This window comes from Streptomyces naganishii JCM 4654 (assembly GCF_014650575.1).
Taxonomy (GTDB): Bacteria; Actinomycetota; Actinomycetes; order Streptomycetales; family Streptomycetaceae; genus Streptomyces; species Streptomyces naganishii.
Genome location: NZ_BMVF01000032.1, coordinates 20,365 through 39,942 on the forward strand (window position 1 = coordinate 20,365; position 19,578 = coordinate 39,942).

Below are 19,578 nucleotides of genomic sequence, written 5' to 3' on the forward strand. Positions count from 1 at the left end.
CGATCGCGATCGTCGGCATGAGCTGCCGCTACCCCGGCGGCGTCCGCTCGCCGGAGGAGTTGTGGCAGCTGGTCCTGAACGGCCGGGACGCGATCTCGGGTTTCCCGACCGACCGCGGCTGGGACGTGGAGCGTCTCTTCGACGACGACCCCGATCAGCAGGGCACGAGCTACGTCAGTGAGGGCGGGTTCCTGCACGACGCCAACTACTTCGACCCCGCCTTCTTCGGGATCAGCCCGCGCGAGGCGGTGGCGATGGACCCGCAGCAGCGGCTGCTGCTGGAGACCACGTGGGAGGCGTTCGAGCGGGCCGGCATCGACCCGGCAACCGTGCGGGGCAGCCGCACCGGCGTCTTCGCGGGCGTGATGTACCACGACTACACGGCCCGCCTGCGCGCCGTGCCCGAAGGTGTCGAGGGCTACCTCGGCACCGGTGGCTCCAGCAGCATCGCCTCCGGCCGCGTCGCCTACACCTTCGGTCTGGAGGGCCCGGCGGTCACCGTCGACACGGCGTGCTCGTCGTCCCTGGTCACCCTGCACCTGGCCGTGCAGGCGCTGCGCAACGGCGAGTGCTCGCTGGCGCTCGCCGGCGGTGTGACGGTCATGCCGACACCGGGCACCTTCACCGAGTTCAGCCGCCAGCGCGGGCTGTCCTTCGACGGCCGCTGCAAGTCCTTCGCGGCCGCGGCGGACGGCACGGGCTGGGGCGAGGGCGTGGGCATGCTGCTGGTGGAGCGGCTGTCCGACGCCCGCCGCAACGGCCACCCGGTCCTCGCGGTCGTGCGCGGCAGCGCGGTCAACCAGGACGGCGCGAGCAATGGTCTTACGGCCCCGAACGGCCCGTCCCAGCAGCGCGTCATCCGGCAGGCGCTCGCCAACGCCCGCCTCACCGCCGCCGACGTGGATGTCGTCGAGGCGCACGGTACGGGTACGACCCTCGGCGACCCGATCGAGGCCCAAGCCCTGTTGGCCACCTACGGCAAGGACCGGGTCGCGGAGGACCAGCCTCTCTGGCTGGGCTCGATCAAGTCGAACATCGGTCACACGCAGGCGGCGGCGGGCGTCGCGGGCATCATCAAGATGGTGATGGCGATGCGGCACGGTGTGCTGCCGCAGACCCTGCACGTGGACGAGCCGTCCCCGCACGTGGACTGGTCGGCGGGCGCGGTCTCGCTGCTCACCGAGGCTCGGGAGTGGCCGGAGACGGGTGGTCGCCCACGCCGGGCGGGCATCTCCTCCTTCGGCATCAGCGGCACCAACGCCCATGTCATCGTCGAGCAACCGACGCTCGACGAGTCCGAGTCCGAGTCCGAGTCCGGGTCCGGGTCCGAGTCCGGGTCCGGGTCCGGGTCCAAGCCTGAGTCCGAGTCCGAACAGGAACAGCCCGGGCCCACGCCCGAGAACGCCGAGCCGACTGCCGGGCTCGATGCGGTATCGCATCCCGTGTACCCCTGGCTGCTGTCGGCCAAGTCCGACCAGGCCCTGCGCGCCCAGGCCGAACGACTCCTGGCCCACGTGCGCGAGAACCCCGGCCTCGACCCGACCGACATCGCCTACTCACTGGCGACGACGCGTTCCGCGCTGGAGATCCGGGCCGCGCTCATCGCAGGCGACCGCCCGACGTTCCTCGACCGCCTCTCCGAGGTCGCCTCGGGCGAGACCCCGACCGGCGTGCTGAGCGGAAAGGCGGACGTCCGGGGCAAGTTGGCCTTCCTGTTCACGGGACAGGGCAGCCAGCGGCCAGGGATGGGCCGGGAGCTGTACGAGACGTATCCGGCGTTCGCGCGGTCGCTGGACGAGATTTCCCAGCGGCTCGAACTGCCTCTCCACGAGGTGGTGTTCGGCGAGGACTCCACCGGCCGACTGGATCAGACGGCGTACACGCAGCCGGCACTTTTCGCCATTGAGGTGGCCCTGTTCCGCCTCCTCGAATCGTGGGGCGTGCGACCGGACTTCCTCTCCGGTCACTCCATCGGCGAGCTGGCGGCCGCGCACTGTGCGGGTGTCCTGTCGCTGGAGGACGCGTGCACGCTGGTGGCGGCGCGTGGTCGGCTGATGCAGGAACTGCCGGGTGACGGTGGGGCGATGGTGGCTGTCCAGGCCACGGAGGACGAGATCGTCCCGCACCTCACCGCCGACACGGTGAGCATCGCGGCCGTCAATGGCCCCGCCTCGGTGGTGATCGCGGGCGACGAGAGCGCCGTGCTGGACGTCGCCGCCGCCTTCGAGAAGCTGGGCCGAAAGACCAAGCGTCTCACGGTCAGTCACGCCTTCCACTCCCCGCACATGGACGGCATGCTGGACGCCTTCCACAAGGTCGCCGAGGGCCTGGCCTACGAAGCCCCCCGCATCCCGATCGTCTCCAACCTCACCGGTGCCATCGCCTCCGCCGACGAGATCACCACCCCCGACTATTGGGTCCGCCACGTCCGCGAGGCCGTCCGCTTCCACGACGGCATCCGCACCCTCGAAGCGCAGAACGTGACGACGTTCGTCGAGCTCGGTCCGGACGGCGTGCTGTCGGCCATGGGCCAGGAGTGCGTCACAGGCGACGCCGACCAGGCATTCCTCCCGGTGCTGCGCAATGGCCGTGCGGAGGCCGAGTCGCTCACCGCCGCTCTCGGCGCGGCCCACGTGCGCGGCGTCGCCGTCGACTGGGCCGCGTACTTCTCCCGCACTGGCGCCCAGCGCGTCGACCTGCCCACCTACGCCTTCCAGCACGAGCACTACTGGTTGGACGCGGGCACACCGGTCGGCGATGTCACCTCCATGGGGCTGCGGTCCGCCGATCACCCGCTGCTCGGCGCGGCGGTATCCCTCGCGGATGCCGAAGGCTTCCTGTTCACCGGCCGGCTGTCACTGGACACGCATCCTTGGCTGGCCGATCACGCGGTCATGGGTACGGTCCTGCTGCCCGGCACCGCCTTCGTCGAACTGGCCCTGCGCGCCGGTGAGCAGGTCGGCTGCGACCGGATCGAGGAACTGACCCTGGAGGCCCCGCTCGTCCTGCCCGAACACGGCGGGACCGAGCTCCAGTTGACGGTCGGCGCGCTCGACGACACGGGGCGCCGCTCCGTCGCCTTCCATTCGCGCTCCGACCAGGCCTCGGCGGAGGAGCCGTGGCTGCGGCACGCCACGGGCGTGGTGATGGAGGGCGGATCCGATGCCTCCTTCGATCTGTCGGTGTGGCCGCCGGAGGGTGCGGAGCCGGTGGGGGTCGATGTCGCCGGTCTGTATGAGGGGCTGGCTGCTTCGGGGTTCGCTTACGGTCCGGTGTTTCAGGGGTTGCGGGCGGTGTGGCGGCGTGGTGAGGAGGCGTTCGCGGAGGTGAGTCTGCCGGAGGGCGCTGATGGTGCCTTCGGTGTGCATCCGGCTCTGCTGGATGCGGTGCTGCATGCGATCGGGCTCGGTGGGTTGCTGGCGGACACGGGTCAGGGGCGTCTGCCGTTCTCGTGGTCGGGTGTCTCGTTGCATGCCGTGGGGGCTACGGCTTTGCGGGTGCGGTTGGGGCGGGCTGCCGGGCAGGACGCGGTGGCGCTGTCGGTGGCGGATGCCGAGGGCCGGCCGGTGGTGTCGGTGGATTCGCTGGTGCTGCGCCCGGTTACGCCGGAGCAGTTGCGTGGCCGGGGTGGTCCGGGTGGCGCGGGTGTGGGTGAGTCGCTGTTCGGTGTGGAGTGGGTGCCGGTCGAGGTGGCGGGTGGTGCCGGGCCGGAGGACGGCTGGGTGCTGGTGGATCACCGGGATCTGGCGGGGCTTGAGGCTGTGCCGGGGACGGTGGTGGTCGATGGCCTGTGCTCTGGTGGTGAGTTGGTCTCGGCCGGGGTTGTGCACGAGGCGGTGCGCGATGCGCTGGCCGCTGTGCAGGTGTGGTTGGGTGAGGAGCGGTTCGCGGGTTCGCGTCTGGTGGTGGTGACGCGGGGTCTTGCGGGTGCGGCGGTGCGTGGTCTGGTGCGTTCGGCGCAGTCGGAGAATCCGGGCCGGCTGGTGGTGCTGGATGTCGATGAGTCGATTTCCGGGATCGAGCCGGCGTGGCTGGCTGTCGCGGAGCAGGAGCTGTCGGTCCGCGCGGAGGGCGTGTTCGCGCCGCGTCTGGTGAGGGCTGCGTCCGGTGGTGATGTGGAGGCGGCTTCGTGGTCTTCCACGGGCACGGTGTTGGTCACGGGTGCGGGTGGGCAGCTTGGTGGGTTGTTCGCCCGGCATGTGGTGGCCGAGCGGGGCGTACGGCGTCTGTTGCTGGTGAGCCGCCGGGGTGAGCAGGCGCCCGGGGCTGGCGAGTTGACGGCGGAGCTGGAGGGGCTGGGCGCGGAGGTCGTATGGGCGGCCTGTGATGTGGCTGACCGCGCGGCTCTCGCGGAGGTCCTGGCGTCCGTACCGTCCGAGCACCCCCTCACCGCTGTCGTGCATACGGCAGGAGTCCTGGACGACGGTGTGATCGGCTCGCTGACGCCGGAGCGTCTCGCTGGGGTGCTGCGTCCGAAGGTGGACGCGGCCTGGAACCTGCACGAGCTGACCCGTGAGCTGGACCTGTCCGCGTTCGTTCTGTTCTCCTCGGCGGCCGGTGTGTTCGGTGCTGCGGGTCAGGCCAACTACGCGGCGGCGAACGCCTTCCTGGACGCGCTCGCCGAGCACCGCCACGGTCTCGGTCTGCCCGCGCTGTCGCTGGCCTGGGGCCTCTGGGACGCGGACGTGACCTCGGCCTCGGCCCCGGCCTCCGCCGATGCGGCCACCGGCACCGGCACCGGCATGGGCCGGTCGGCCGACGCCGGCCGCCTCCAGCGCGGTGGTGTCACCGCACTGACCGCCGACGAGGGCCTGGCCCTCTTCGACGCGGCGGAACACTCCACCGAGGCACTCCTGGTGCCGATGCGTCTCGACCTCCAGGCCCTGCGCGCCCAGGCCAGCGGCACCGGCATGCTCCCGCCCCTCCTCCGCGGCCTGGTCCGCGTACCCGTGCGCCGAGCCGCCGCGACCGCCGCCACCGCCGCGCCGTCCGGAGCCCTGGCTCAGCGCCTGGCCGCCCTCCCCGCACCCGAACGCGGCAAGGTGGTCCTGGAGTTGGTGCGGACGCAGGTAGCCGCCGTGCTCGGCCTGGCGGGACCCGACGCGGTAGAGCCGCTGCGCGCCTTCAACGAGGTCGGCTTCGACTCGCTGACCGCCCTCGAACTGCGCAACCGCCTGAACGCGGCCACGGAGGTCCGGCTCCCCGCGACCCTCATCTTCGACTACCCGACGCCGGCCGTCCTGAGCGAGTACCTGACGACGGAGGTCCTTGGAACCTCGGCCGAAGCCGCGGCACCCGTAGCCGCCACGACAGCCGCCGCCGACGACGAACCGATCGCGATCATCGCGATGAGCTGCCGGTACCCGGGAGACGTCCGTTCCCCGGAGGACCTGTGGACCCTGGTCACCGAGGGCCGGGACGCCATCACCGGACTGCCGACCGACCGCGGCTGGGACGTCGAAGGCCTCTTCGACCCGGACCCCGACCGCCCCGGGACCAGCTACACGCGCGACGGCGGTTTCCTGCACGACGCCCACCACTTCGACCCGGTGTTCTTCGGGATCAGCCCGCGCGAGGCACTGGCCACCGACCCCCAGCAGCGTCTCTTGCTGGAGACCACGTGGGAGGCGTTCGAGCGGGCGGGCATCGACCCGGCAACCGTGCGCGGCAGCCGCACCGGCGTCTTCGCCGGGGTCATGTACAACGACTACGGAACGCTGCTCCACCGAGCCCCGGACGGCCTCGAGGGCTACATGGGCACCGCCAGCTCCGGGAGCGTGGCCTCCGGCCGTGTCGCCTACACCTTCGGTCTGGAGGGCCCGGCCGTCACGGTCGATACGGCGTGCTCGTCGTCCCTGGTCACCCTGCACCTGGCCGTGCAGGCGCTGCGCAACGGCGAGTGCTCGCTGGCTCTGGCCGGCGGTGTGACGGTGATGGCGACCCCGGGGACGTTCGTGGCGTTCAGCCGTCAGCGCGGACTCGCGACCGACGGCCGCTGCAAGCCCTTCGCCGCCGCCGCCGACGGCACGGCGTGGGGCGAGGGCGTGGGCATGCTCCTCGTAGAGCGGCTCTCGGACGCCCGCCGCAACGGCCACCCGGTCATCGCCGTCGTGCGCGGCAGCGCGGTCAACCAGGACGGCGCGAGCAACGGACTCACGGCCCCGAACGGCCCGTCCCAGCAGCGCGTCATCCGGCAGGCGCTTGCCAACGCCCGCCTCACCGCCGCCGACGTGGATGTCGTCGAGGCGCACGGTACGGGTACGACCCTCGGCGACCCGATCGAGGCCCAAGCCCTGCTCGCCACTTACGGCAAGGACCGGCCCGCCGACGACCAGCCTCTCTGGCTCGGCTCCATCAAGTCCAACTTCGGTCACACGCAGGCGGCGGCGGGTGTCGCGGGCATCATCAAGATGGTGATGGCGATGCGGCACGGCGTGCTGCCGCGCACCCTGCACGTCGACGAGCCGTCCCCGCACGTGGACTGGTCGGCGGGCGCGGTCTCGCTGCTCACCGAGGCTCGGGAGTGGCCGGAGACGGGTGGCCGCCCGCGCCGGGCGGGCATCTCCTCCTTCGGCATCAGCGGCACCAACGCCCACACCATCATCGAACAGGCCCCGGACGAGGAGCCGGCGAAGACCGAGCGGAGCGACAGCACTGCGCGCCCGCCCAAGGTGCTGCCATGGCCGGTGTCGGGCAGGACGCCAGAGGCGCTGCGCGCCCAGGCCGAGCGCCTGCACGCGCATGTCTCGCGACACCCTGAACTCGACCCGCTCGACATCGGATACTCGCTGGCCACGCACCGCGCCGCCTTCGACCACCGTGCCGTGGTGGTCGCGGGGGAGCGGGACGACTTCCTCCGCGCCCTCACTGAACTGGCCGCCGGGGAACCCTCCGCGCGCCTGGCCGAGGGCACCCCGGTGAGCGGCAAACTGGCCTTCCTGTTCACCGGTCAGGGCAGCCAGCGACCGGGAATGGGCCGCGAACTTTACGACGCCTACCCGGTGTTCGCCCAAGCACTGGACGAGATCTCCCAGCGGCTCGAACTGCCTCTCCACGAGGTGGTGTTCGGCGAGGACTTCACCGGTCGACTGGATCAGACGGCGTACACGCAGCCGGCACTTTTCGCCATCGAGGTGGCCCTGTTCCGCCTCCTCGAATCGTGGGGCGTGCGACCGGACTTCCTCTCCGGTCACTCCATCGGCGAGCTGGCGGCCGCGCACTGCGCAGGCGTCCTGTCGCTGGAGGACGCGTGCACGCTGGTCGCGGCGCGTGGCCGGCTCATGCAGGAACTCCCGGGCGACGGTGGGGCGATGGTGGCCGTCCAGGCCACGGAGGACGAGATCGTCCCGCACCTCACCGCCGACACGGTGAGCGTCGCGGCCGTCAATGGCCCCGCTTCGGTGGTGATCGCGGGCGACGAGAGCGCCGTACTGGACATCGCCGCCACCTTCGAACAGCAGGGGCGGAAGACCAAGCGTCTCACCGTCAGTCACGCCTTCCACTCCCCGCACATGGACGGGATGCTGGACCCGTTCCGCAAGGTCGCCGAGGGACTGTCCTACGAAGCCCCCCGCATCCCGATCGTCTCCAACCTCACCGGTGCCATCGCCTCCGCCGAGGAGATCACCACTCCCGACTATTGGGTCCGCCACGTCCGCGAGGCCGTCCGCTTCCACGACGGCATCCGCACCCTCGAAGCGCAGAACGTCACCACGTACATCGAACTCGGCCCCGACGGCACCCTCTCCGCCCTCGCGCAGGAGACCATCACAGACAGCGCTCCCGCCTTCCTCTCCCTCCTTCGCAAGGGCCGCCCCGAGCCCGAGACCTTCACCACCGCCCTCGCCCACGCCCACACCCGAGGCGTCCCCATCGACTGGCAGGCGTACTACTCCGGCACCGGCGCCCAGCGCGTCGACCTGCCCACCTATGCCTTCCAGCACCAGCGCTACTGGATCGACGTACCGATGACCGCGGCCGGTGACGTCACCTCCGCCGGTCTTGGCGCGACGGACCATCCGCTGCTGGGCGCGGCCGTGGAGCTGCCCGACCAGGGCGGGTACGTCTTCACCGGGCGGCTCTCCCTGAACACGCACCCCTGGCTGGCCGATCACGCGGTCGCCGGGACGGTGATCCTTCCGGGCACCGCCTTCGTCGAGCTCGCCGTGCGCGCCGGTGAGCAGGCCGGCTGCGACCGGGTCGAGGAACTGACCCTCGAAGCGCCGCTGCCGTTGCCCGAGCGGGGTGCCGTGGTGCTGCGCCTGTCGGTCGGGGAGGCGGACGACTCCGGTCGCCGTTCCGTCACCCTCCACTCTCGGCCCGAGGAGGCCGTGGACGAGCCCTGGCTGCGGCACGCCTCCGGTGTGCTCGCCACCGCCGGCCCGACCACCTCCCAAGCACCTGCTCCGGAACCGGAGTTCGCCGTCTGGCCCCCCGCCGACGCGACCGCGCTGGACGTCGAGGACCTGTACGAGACCTTCGCCACGGCGGGCTTCGGGTACGGTCCGGCCTTCCAGGGGCTGCGGGCGGCATGGCGGCGCGGTGACGAGATCTTCGCCGAACTGGCCCTGCCGGAGGACCAGCACCAGGATGCCGCGCGGTTCGGGCTGCACCCGGCCCTGCTCGACTCGGCCCTGCACGGGCTGGCACTGGGCGAGTTCACCGGCCCCGCCGACGACGCCGCACCGGGGCAGCTGCGCCTGCCCTTCTCGTGGAGTGGCGTCGCACTGCACGCGGTCGGCGCATCCGCCCTCCGCGTACGGATCAGCCCGGCAGACCCCAACAGCCCGGCCGCGAACGGCACGGTCTGCCTCCGGGCGGCCGACGAGACGGGCGGGCTCGTGGCCTCGGTGGAGGGCCTGACCCTGCGTACCGTGGATCCGGCCCGACTGCCGGCCGCCGGCACGGGCCGATTCCACGACTCGCTGTACCTCCTGGACTGGATAGGCGTACCGACCGCCGACACCCGGCCGGAGGAGGCCGGCCGGTGGGCCCTCGTCGGTGCCGACCACCTCAAACTGGCGGCCGCGCTCGAAGCGTCCGGGGTGTCCGTGGACGCCTACGCCGATCTCGCCGCGCTCGCGGGGGTCGTGGCGGCGGGCAAACCCGCACCGGAACTCGTCCTCGTGCCCCGTGCGCCCCAGCCCGCGGCCACCTCCTCCGACGCCGACGACTTCGCCGGTGCGGTCCGAAAGGCCACCCACGAAGCCCTGCACCTGGTGCAGTCGTGGCTCGCGGACGGCACCTTCCAGGACACCCGGCTCGCGTTCGTGACCCGGGGCGCGGTGGCGGCCCCCGCGGACGGCGTTACGCCCGGCGATCCGGTCCAGGCGGCGCTGTGGGGTCTGCTGCGCTCGGCGCAGACCGAGAATCCGGGCCGCTTCCTGCTCCTGGACATCGACGAGCACGACTCCTCCTACGGGGCTCTGCCCGGCGCGGTGGCGGGCGGCGAGGAACAACTGGCCGTCCGCGCGGGCACCCTGTACGCACCGCGCCTGGCCAGGCTCCCCAGGCCGGAGGGGACGAGCCCCACCGACCCGGCCACGCCCACCCCCTTCGACCCGCGGGGCACGGTCCTCATCACCGGTGGCACCGGCGCCCTGGGCGCCCTCCTCGCCCGGCATCTGGTCGCCGAGCGGGGCGTGCGGCACCTGTTGCTCACCAGCCGGCGCGGCCTGCGGGCCGAAGGCGCGGCCGAACTGGTCGCCGAGCTGACCGGCCTCGGGGCGGACGTCCGCGTGGCCGAGTGCGACGTGTCCGACCGGGAGGGCGTGCGCGCCCTGCTCGCCGGTGTCCCGGACGCCCATCCGCTGACCGCGGTCGTCCACACCGCCGGCGTACTGGACGACGGGCTCGTCCCCTCGCTCACGCCCGACCGGATCGACACCGTGTTCCGGCCGAAGGTGGACGCGGCGCTCCACCTGCACGAGGCGACCCGTCACCTCGACCTGGCCGCGTTCGTCCTGTTCTCCTCGGCCGCCGGCACCTTCGGCACCCCGGGCCAGGCCAACTACGCCGCTGCCAACGCCTTCCTGGACGCGCTCGCCCGGCAGCGCCGCGCCGAGGGCCTGCCCGCGGTGTCGATCGCGTGGGGACTGTGGGAGCAGCGCAGCGCCATGACGGGCGAGCTGAGCGAGGCCGATCTGCGGCGCATGGCCCGCTCCGGAGTGCTGCCGCTGTCGTCCCGGCAGGGCCTGGAACTCTTCGACACGGCCTGCCGCACGGTGGCCACCGCCACCGCCACCGGCACAGCGGTAGCCACAGGCACAGGCACAGGCGCCGCCCCCGCCACCCACACTGCCACCGCCCCGCACGCCGCCGACGTGTCGCGGGCCGCGCTGGTGGCGGTCGGTCTGGACCGCGGGGCCCTGGCTGCCCAGGCCGCGGCCGGTGCGCTGCCCGCGCTGCTGCGCGGCCTGGTGCGCGGCGTGCCGCGCCGCGCCGCGCGGACCGCCGGCGCCGCCGAACCGGGCGCCCCGGCCGACCTGCTCCGGCGGCTGGCCGCGATGACCGGGCCGGAACAGGAGCAGGCGCTGCTGGACGTGGTGCGCGCCCAGGTGGCCCTCGTACTGGGGTACGCCGCGCCCGAGGAGGTCGGCGCCGCCCGGGAGTTCCTGGAGCTGGGCGTCGACTCGCTCACCGCGGTCGAACTGCGCAACCGGCTGGTCGCGGCCACCGGGCTGCGCCTCCCGCCGACCCTGCTGTTCGACCACCCCACGCCCGAACTCGCCGCCCGGCACCTGCGCACCGCGCTGACGGCCGGCACGGCGACGGGGACGGGCACGGGAGGCCACGGGGCGACCGTGCCGGGAACCGCGACCGTGCCGGGAACCTCCGATCCGGAAGTGGCCGCCGGGACAGCCTCCCCGACCCCCGGAACAGGCTCACCGACCGCTGGCATGTTCGGCCAAATGCTCCACCGCGCCGGCGAACTCGGCGCGTCCGGCGAGTTCATGGGCCTGCTCATGGAGGCCTCGCGGTACCGCCCCTCCTTCGCCTCCGCCGCCGAACTGCGCACGGCGCCGCGCATGGTGCGTCTCGCGCGGGGCGACGAACAGCCGGCCCTGGTGTGCTTCTCCTCGATCCTGTCGATCTCCGGACCGCACCAGTACGCCCGTTTCGCCGCCGCCTTCCGCGGCCGCCGCGACCTGTGGGCGCTGGCCGCGCCCGGGTTCCTCGCGGGGGAGCAGGTGCCGGCCGGTACCGAGGCGGTGATCGAGGCACAGGCGGAGGCGGTGCTGCGGCAGGCTGACGGCAGGCCCGTCGTGCTGCTCGGGCACTCCTCGGGCGGCATGCTCGCGCACGCGGTCGCCGAGCGGCTGGAGAGCGCCGGGAACGGGCCGCGCGCGGTGGTGCTGATCGACATCTACTCTCACGACGACGACGCCATCGTCGGCATCCAGCCGGGCCTGTCCTCGGGCATGAACGAGCGGCAGGAGAGTTACGTGCCGGTGGACGACAACCGGCTGCTCGCGATGGGCGCCTACTTCCGGCTGTTCGGCGGCTGGAAGCCGCGGCCGGTCGACGCCCCCACGCTGCTCGTCCGGGCCGGCGAGCGCCTCTTCGACTGGACGCGCGACGCGGGGAGCGGTAACGGCGGCGACTGGCGGTCGTACTGGGACCTGGAGCACACCGCCGTGGACGTGCCCGGCAACCACTTCACGATGATGGAGCGGCACGCCGACGCCACGGCACACGCGGTGGACGACTGGCTGACGGGGCTCCGGTAGCGGCCCGCGGACGCGGACCGCGAAAGGGCCGGCCCCCACCGTCTCGGTGGGGGCCGGCCCTTTCACCCATGGCACTTCAGCTCACGAGGACTTCCTCGGCGGCCGCGACCGCTTGGGCAGTCCCACCGTCACGACCTCGAAGTTGTCCTTGGTGACGTCGAGCCGGTGGAAGAGGTTGTCCGGGCCCGTCACGCACACCCTGGCCACGTCCTCCCGCTTCAGCGTGGCGACCACGGCGGGCCAGTCGACGGGGCGGTCGAAGGTGTCCAGCATCATCGTGCGCATCTCGTCGGCCGAGTTGACGAGCGTGCCGTCCTGGTCGGTGACCACGGTCAGCTTCGGGTCGTTGAACTCGTAGCGGGGGAAGACCTCTTGCTCGGCCCGGCGGCGCAGCGCCGAGAAGGCCGGGGCGTGCACGGGCGGCCGCATGGTGTACATGGAGTAGCCGCCGGCCTTGCTGATGCGCTCCTTGAGGCCCTCCAGCTCACGTTCGCGCAGCGACAGCATGGTGAAGCCGTCGTCGAGGTGGCCGGAGAACTCGTACCACTCGCCGCGCTCGTCGAAGTCGGCCAGGATTTCCGCCAGTCGCTCCTCGGGAGTGCGGACGAAGGAGTGGGTGACCACGTCCGTGTACTCGTTGCCGAAGAAGTCCTCCTCAAGCCGCGCCAGTTCGGCGGTGAGGCGGACGACGTCGGCGAAGGGGAGCGAGCCGGTGTAGGCGGCGGCCGCCTTCTGTCCGAAGCTCGGGCCGGCGCAGATGTCGGGTACCACACCGAGGGTCTGCTCGGCCCGGTCGGCCATCGCCATGGAGTTGACGAGAAAGGCCACCTGGCTGAATTCCGAGTAGTCGTCCGTCTGTTCACGGAAGTTGTCGAAGACCGAGGTGCCGAGGGCTTCGTCGGCCTCGGCCAGCCGGGCCCGCGCATACGGGTCCAGAAGCAGGAACTTGCCCACCTCGGCAAAACGGGAGGGTCCCATTCCGGGAAACACGATCGCGGTTTTCGTCGTCATGGTGGGATGAACGCCCTTTGCTGCTCGGTGTCGTGCTTTTCGGGGCGCGGAACTAGTCCTGCGCCCGGCGGTGGAAACCGCGGATGCCGATGAATCCGTAGACCACGCAGCCCACGGCGATGGCGCCGATGCAGATCGGCAGCGGAATCGAGTGCGGGCCGCCGGACGGCAGCAGCAGGCCGCGCATCGCCTCGCTGACGTAGGTCAGCGGGTTGAGGGTGCACAGGATCTGGAACCAGCGGATGTGGGACAGGCTCGCCCACGGGAACTGGGTGGCCCCGGTGAACATGATCGGGGTGAGCGTCATGGCGAAGACGATGCTGATGTGCCGGGCCGGCGCCAGGGTGCCCAGGGTCAGGCCGACCGTGCCGCCGACCAGTCCGCCCAGGGTGAGGATGCCGAGGGTGGCCGGCAGGGTGTGCAGCGGCCAGGAGACGTGGTCGAGCAGGGCGAGGCCGATCGGGATCATCACCAGCGAGCCGATCAGACCCCGTATCGCGCCGAACAGGACCTTCTCGATCGCCACCAGCACCACCGGGATCGGCGCCAGCAGCCGGTCCTCGATCTCCTTGGTGTAGGAGAAGTCGATGGCCAGCGGGAGCGCGGTGTTCTGCAGGCTCACCAGGAAGCTGTTGAGCGCGACCACGCCGGGCAGCAGCACCTGCTCGAAACCGGGCGTGGTGTAGCCGAGGTTGCCGAGCACCTTGCCGAAGACGAAGAGGATGAAGAACGGCTCGACGAGGACCTGACCGAGGAACGGCGCGAGCTCTCGGCCGGTGACGAAGATGTCCCGCCACAGGATGAAGTAGAAGGTGCGCCAGCGGGTGGCGCGCCGCCGGTGGCGGCCGCCGCGGCTGGTACGGCCGGTGCTGCCGGAGGGCTGGGATTCCGGACCCGCCTGGGATTCCGGATCCGCCGGACCCGCCTGGGGGTTCGGACCCGCCTGAGGTTCCGGTCGCGGCTCGGGTTGCGGCTGCGCCCCCGGTTCCGGCTTCGGCCGCGGCTCGGGCGCTTCGAGGGCGGGCAGCTTCTCGGTCCTGGGTGCGTCGTCGCCGGTGGGCGCGGACTTGGCGGCGGTGGTCATCGCAGCTCCCTGCCGGTCAGCTCGACGAAGACGTCCTCGAGGGTGGAGTTGCCGACGCTCATGTCCTTGACCTCGCAGCCGGCATCGGCGAGGGCGCGGATCACGGTCGGGAGGATCGCCGAGGACGCCGCGTCGCTGTAGATCTTCAGGCGTACGTCCTTCGGGCCCGGGCCGAGGCCGGGGTCGGCGTCCAGGGCGAGGTCGTCGCCGTCCCCGTCCTGGTGCAGCACCTCCACGCTCGCCACGGAGTCGATCCGCTTCAGCATCGCCAGCACCAGCTCGACGCCGGCGGGCGGCGGGGCCACCGAGACGGAGACGGAGGTGTTGCTCAGCGACTCCATCAGGGCCTGCGGGGTGTCCAGGGCGAGGAGCTTGCCGTGGTCGACGATGCCGACCCGGTCGCACAGCTTCTCGGCCTCGTCCATGTTGTGGGTGGTGATCACCACGGTGACGCCACGGCCGCTGAGTTCGGCCACCCGCTCGTGCACGAACAGCTGCGACTGCGGGTCCAGGCCGGTCGCCGGCTCGTCGAGGAACAGCACCCGCGGCCGGTGCATCAGCGCCCGCGCGATCATCACGCGCTGGGCCTGGCCGCCGGACACCTCGTCGGCGCGCGCGCTCCCGTGGTCGGTCAGCCCGACGAACTCCAGGCTCTCGTCGGCCAGCCGGTTGCGCTCGGACCGCGGCAGCCCGTGGTAGCCGGCGTGGAAGACGAGGTTCTGCCGGATGGTCAGGGAGCGGTCGAGGTTGTTGCGCTGCGGCACGACGGCGAACGACTGGCGTGCCAGGGCCGGCTTGGCCACCACGTCGACACCCATCACGAAGGCGCGTCCCCCGGTGGGAGCGACCCGCGTGGTGAGGATGCCGATGGTGGTGGTCTTGCCCGCTCCGTTGGGGCCGAGGAATCCGAAGACCTCCCCGTGGTTCACGCTGAAGCTGAGGTTGTTGACGGCGAATTGCTCGCGGTCGGGGTATTTCTTGACCAGTCCGTCGACGACGACGGCGGATTCCGCGGCACGTGGTGTATTCATGAAACCTGTGAATCGGGCTGGACGCGACACCGCCGCACCGGTGTTCTGCCGCGAGGGTCGCGTGCGGCCTGGCTGCGCGACGTTGTGCGCCGACGGAAGGGAAAGTACAAAGGTGCCCGCCATGTGTAGCACGGCTGATTTCACGGTGGGCTGAGCGGCCGTCAGCTCTGGGGTGGCGAAGACGGGTTAGGGGTGCCTAGGGGGAAATCGCGGGTGTGGGAATGCGCGGAGTACCCCATAGCATCGGCGCGTGATCGCCTCGAGGGACTTTTCACCGACAACGCCTTTGCCGGCCGCCGAATTCCGGTGGCTCGTGGTGGGCGCGGGCGGCACGCTGGGGCGCGCGGTCCGGGCGCGGCTGGAGGCGGCGGACGCCGTCACGGTGGCGCTGGGCCGCGGCGAGCTGGACGTCACCGACCGGCGCGCGGTCTTCGAGGCCGTCGCCGCCCACCGGCCGCACACGGTCGTCAACTGCGCCGCCTGGACGGACGTCGACGGCGCGGAGCACGACGAGGCCGCCGCCACCCGGGTCAACGCCGACGGCCCCCGCCACCTCGCCCTGGCCTGCGCGGTGTCCGGGGCCCGGCTGGTGCACGTCTCCACCGACTATGTCTTCGGCGGCGCCCCCGGGCACGTCGGCACGCCGTACGCGGAGGACACGCCCCCTGAGCCCCGTACCGCCTACGGACGGACCAAACTCGCGGGCGAGCGTGCCGTGCTGGCCGCACTGCCGCACACCGCCGTCGTGGTGCGCACCTCCTGGCTGTACGGCCCCGCCGCCCCCGGCCCCGCCGCCCCCGGCGTCACCGCCCCCGGCACCGCCTCCGGCGTCACCGCGCCCCCCGTCACCGGCTTCGTCGGCACCATGGCCCGGATCGCCGCCGAGCCCGACAGGGCGGCGGACGTCGTCGACGACCAGCACGGGCAGCCCAGTTGGGCCCCCGATGTCGCCGAACGCCTCGTGGCGCTCGGCTCACTGCCCGCCGCACGCGCGTCCGGCGTCTTCCACGCCACCGGCGCCGGACGCACCACCTGGCACGAACTCGCCCAGGAGGTCTTCCGGTTGCTCGGCGCCGACCCGCTCAGGGTGCGGCCGATGGGCAGCGACCGGCTGACCCGGCCCGCCCGCCGGCCCGCCTGGAGCGTGCTCGGCCACAGCCGGTGGACCCGGGCCGGACTGCCCCCGATGCGGCACTGGCGGACCGCGCTGACCGAGGCGATCGCACCGCGGACTGCCCCGGCGCACCCCACCGCGGCCGCGCCCGCACCCACGACCGCCGTCACAGCCACGGCCACTGCCACTGCCACGGAGGGCCGCTGACCCATGGAACCCCTGCCCATCGAAGGCGCCTGGCTCCACCGGCCACGGCAGTTCGGCGACGCGCGAGGCACCTTCCTGGAGTGGTTCCAGGGCGAGAGCCTCGGCGAGGCGACCGGCCGCGGACTGGACCTGGCGCAGGCCAACTGCTCGGTGTCCCGCCGCGGGGTGGTGCGCGGCGTCCACTTCGCCGACGTGCCGCCCGGGCAGGCGAAGTACGTCACCTGTGTGCGTGGCGCGGTGCGGGACGTGGTGGTGGACCTGCGCACCGGGTCGCCGACGTTCGGGGAGTGGACCGCGGTCGACCTGGACGACCGCGCCCGCGAGGCGGTGTTCCTGTCCGAGGGGCTCGGGCACGCCTTCCAGGCGCTCACCGACGACGCCACCGTCGTCTACCTGTGCTCCACCGGCTACCGGCCGGACCGCGAACACGGCGTCCACCCGCTCGACGCCGGCCTCGGCATCGAGTGGGCCGCGATCGAGCCGGTGCTGTCCGAGAAGGACGCCGCGGCGCCCGGCCTCGCCGAACTGGAGGCGGCCGGACTGCTGCCGTCGTACGCGGAGTGCCGCCGTCACCTGCGCTCCCTGCCGCCGCCCGGCGCGGCACCCGAACCCGTACTGGAGGCCTGAGTGAAGGCGCTCGTCCTGGCCGGGGGTTCCGGCACCCGCCTGCGGCCCCTGACCCACACCTCGGCGAAGCAGCTGGTGCCGGTCGCCAACAAGCCGATCCTGTTCTACGTCCTGGAGGGCATCGCCGAGGCCGGCGTCACCGAGGCCGGCGTCATCGTCGGCGACACCGCGCCGGAGATCCGGGAGGCGGTCGGCGACGGCACGGCCTTCGGCCTGAGCGTCACCTACATCCCGCAGGAGCGGCCGCTGGGCCTCGCGCACGCGGTGCGCACCGCCCGCGACTGGCTCGGCGACGACGACTTCGTGATGTACCTGGGGGACAACTTCCTCGTCGGCGGCATCAGCGAGCAGCTGGCCGCGTTCCGGCGGGACGGGCCGGACGCCCAGATCATGCTCACCCGCGTGGGCGATCCGTCCGCGTTCGGCGTGGCCGAGCTGGACGGGGCCGGCCGTGTGGTCCGGCTGGAGGAGAAGCCGGCGTATCCGAAGAGCGATCTGGCGCTGGTCGGGGTGTACTTCTTCACGCCCGTCATCCACGAGGCGGTGGCCGCGATCCGCCCCTCCGCGCGCGGCGAGCTGGAGATCACCGACGCCATCCAGTGGCTGATCGACGACGGCAGGGACGTGCGCTCCTCGGTGGTCACCGGCTACTGGAAGGACACCGGCAACGCGGCCGACATGCTGGAGGTCAACCGGTCGGTCCTGGACCGGCTGGACCCGCGCTGCGAGGGCAGCGTCGACGACGCCAGCGAACTCATCGGCAGGGTGGTGGTGGAGGCGGGGGCGCGGGTGACGCGGTCCCGGATCGTCGGACCGGCGATCATCGGCCGCGGCAGCCGCGTCGAGGGCTCCTACGTCGGCCCGTTCACCTCCGTCGCCGACCACTGCACCATCGCCGACAGCGAGATCGAGTACTCCATCGTGCTGAGCGGCGCCACCATCGACGGGGTGCGCCGCATCGAGGCGTCCATGATCGGACGAGACGTCCAGGTCACCCCCGCGCCCCGCGTCCCCCAAGCCCATCGCCTGATCCTCGGCGACCACAGCAAAGTGCAGATCCGCTCATGAGACTCCTGATCACCGGCGCCGCCGGGTTCATCGGCTCCCACCTGGTCCGCACGGTCCTCGGACCCGGCCGGCCGCTCGGCGACGACGTGCGCGTCACCGCCCTGGACAAGCTCACCTACGCGGGCCGCCGCGAGAACCTCGCCCCGGTCGCGGACGAGCCGGGGCTGACCTTCGTGCACGGCGACATCACCGACACCGCCCTGGTCGAGCGTGTCATGCCCGGCCACGACGCCGTCCTCCACCTGGCCGCCGAGTCGCACGTCGACCGGTCCATCGAGTCCGCCCAGGACTTCGTGACCACCAACGTGCTCGGCACCTCCGTACTGCTCGACGCGGCGCTCAGGCACGGCGTGGGACCGTTCGTGCACGTCTCCACCGACGAGGTGTACGGCTCGGTGCCCACCGGCGCCTCCCGCGAGGACGACCCCCTGCGGCCCGGCTCCCCCTACGCCGCCTCCAAGGCCTCCAGCGACCTGCTGGCCCTCGCCCACCACCACACCCACGGCCTAGACGTCCGGGTCACCCGCTGCTCCAACAACTACGGCCCCCACCAGTACCCGGAGAAGCTGATCCCGCTGTTCGTCTCCCGCCTCCTGGACGGCGGCACCGTGCCCCTGTACGGCGACGGGGAGAACGTACGGGACTGGCTGCACGTCGACGACCACTGCCGGGCCCTGCTCGCGGTCCTCACCCGCGGAACGCCCGGCCGCGTCTACAACATCGGCGGCGGCACGCAACTGACGAACCGTCAGCTCACTGGGATGCTGCTCAAGGCGTGCGGCGCGGACTGGGACCGGGTCGAGCACGTCACCGACCGCAAGGGACACGACCGCCGCTACTGCGTCGACTGGACGCGGATCCGCGACGACCTCGGCTACCGGCCCCTGACCGACTTCGCCCTCGGGATCACCGAGACCGTCGAGTGGTACCGCAACAACCACAAGGTGTGGACGCCGCTGCGGCAGGGGCTGCCGGCTTCATGACGACACAGGAGAAGACGCCCGACGACATCGGGCTGATCAGGATTCTGCAACCGGAGACCCCGAGCAGATTCCGCCTCATCTGCTTTCCCGGCCACACGCATTCCACCTCGCTCTACCTGAGACTGGCGGAACTGCTGCTGCCCACGGTCGAGGTGCTGCTGATCCAGTACCCCGGCGACTCGGGCGACTCCGGGGACCACCTGCCGCAGACCGTCCCCGACTCCGAGGAACTCGCCTCGAAGATCTTCGAGGCGCTCGGCGACTGGACCGGCCGCCCCGGCCGCCGGCTGGCGTTCTTCGGGCACCGCGCCGGAGCCCGCCTCGCCCACCGCGTGGCCGAACGGCTGGAGCGGGAGAACTCGCCGCTGCTGGTGACCCTGTTCGTCTCCGGCAGCAACGCCCCGTGCGTGCACGCCCCCCTCGGACCCCCGACCCTGCGCTGCCGCGTCGTGGCGCTCGCCGGCGACCGCGACCCCGCCGTCACACCGGCCGGGGTGCGGGCCTGGCGGCGCTGCACCAGCGGCCCCTTCGACCTGGAGACGCTGCCCGCGGCGCGCGACTACCTCGACTCGCACAAGCGCGAGGTCATCAACATCGTTCACGACCAGCTCATGTCCCTGCCGCCCTTCGAACCGCCGGAACCACCGGGCCCCGGGGGAGAGCTGCGACTGCTCGGACGCAGGCACCACCTGCGCCCCTCACGGACTCTGGACGCCGAGTAGGA

The 19,578-nt window shown here is 72.2% G+C and carries 8 protein-coding genes and 2 pseudogenes; 7 read left to right on the forward strand and 3 right to left on the reverse strand.

Annotated features, from left to right (window positions below):
- Positions 1 to 8: 8 nt before the first annotated feature.
- Positions 9 to 10,757: pseudogene (locus IE217_RS33340) on the forward strand (type I polyketide synthase); the annotation flags it as partial.
- A 318-nt stretch (positions 10,758 to 11,075) separates the two neighbouring features.
- A pseudogene (locus IE217_RS35570) lies at positions 11,076 to 11,729 on the forward strand (alpha/beta fold hydrolase); the annotation flags it as partial.
- An 81-nt stretch (positions 11,730 to 11,810) separates the two neighbouring features.
- On the opposite strand, the gene IE217_RS33345 reads toward IE217_RS35570, so the two are convergent.
- The 3 genes from IE217_RS33345 to IE217_RS33355 are packed head-to-tail and all read right to left on the reverse strand — an operon-like array spanning position 11,811 to position 14,855.
- On the reverse strand, positions 11,811 to 12,740 hold the full coding sequence (locus tag IE217_RS33345; RefSeq protein WP_190181697.1) for an ACP S-malonyltransferase: 930 nt from the start codon (positions 12,738 to 12,740) through the stop codon (positions 11,811 to 11,813).
- A 52-nt stretch (positions 12,741 to 12,792) separates the two neighbouring features.
- Positions 12,793 to 13,824: an ABC transporter permease gene (locus tag IE217_RS33350; RefSeq protein WP_229865831.1), complete on the reverse strand. Its 1,032-nt coding sequence runs from the start codon at positions 13,822 to 13,824 to the stop codon at positions 12,793 to 12,795.
- Positions 13,821 to 14,855 carry an ABC transporter ATP-binding protein gene (locus IE217_RS33355; protein WP_190181698.1) on the reverse strand — a complete coding sequence of 345 codons (1,035 nt, stop codon included), beginning with the start codon at positions 14,853 to 14,855 and terminating at the stop codon, positions 13,821 to 13,823. Before IE217_RS33355 ends, IE217_RS33350 begins: the two co-directional genes overlap by 4 nt.
- 250 nt (positions 14,856 to 15,105) lie before the next feature.
- Here IE217_RS33355 and rfbD point away from each other — a divergent pair, with 250 nt between their 5' ends.
- Genes rfbD through IE217_RS33380 form a run of 5 tightly spaced genes read left to right on the forward strand, consistent with a single transcriptional unit; the run spans position 15,106 to position 19,576 of the window.
- On the forward strand, positions 15,106 to 16,176 hold the full coding sequence (rfbD, locus tag IE217_RS33360) for a dTDP-4-dehydrorhamnose reductase (protein ID WP_229865832.1): 1,071 nt from the start codon (positions 15,106 to 15,108) through the stop codon (positions 16,174 to 16,176).
- 3 nt (positions 16,177 to 16,179) lie between these two features.
- Complete coding sequence (locus IE217_RS33365) at positions 16,180 to 16,803, forward strand: dTDP-4-dehydrorhamnose 3,5-epimerase family protein (RefSeq protein WP_190181699.1); 624 nt, start codon at positions 16,180 to 16,182, stop codon at positions 16,801 to 16,803.
- The gene (locus IE217_RS33370; RefSeq protein WP_190181700.1) at positions 16,804 to 17,871 is read left to right on the forward strand and encodes a glucose-1-phosphate thymidylyltransferase; all 1,068 of its coding nucleotides are present in this window, start codon (positions 16,804 to 16,806) and stop codon (positions 17,869 to 17,871) included.
- Positions 17,868 to 18,854 (forward strand): dTDP-glucose 4,6-dehydratase, encoded by a 987-nt coding sequence (gene rfbB / locus IE217_RS33375; protein WP_190181701.1) that lies wholly within the window; start codon positions 17,868 to 17,870, stop codon positions 18,852 to 18,854. The genes IE217_RS33370 and rfbB overlap by 4 nt, the downstream gene beginning before the upstream one ends.
- Entirely contained in the window at positions 18,851 to 19,576 is a 726-nt protein-coding gene (locus IE217_RS33380; protein ID WP_190181702.1) for a thioesterase II family protein, read from the forward strand. Before rfbB ends, IE217_RS33380 begins: the two co-directional genes overlap by 4 nt.
- Positions 19,577 to 19,578: the final 2 nt, after the last annotated feature.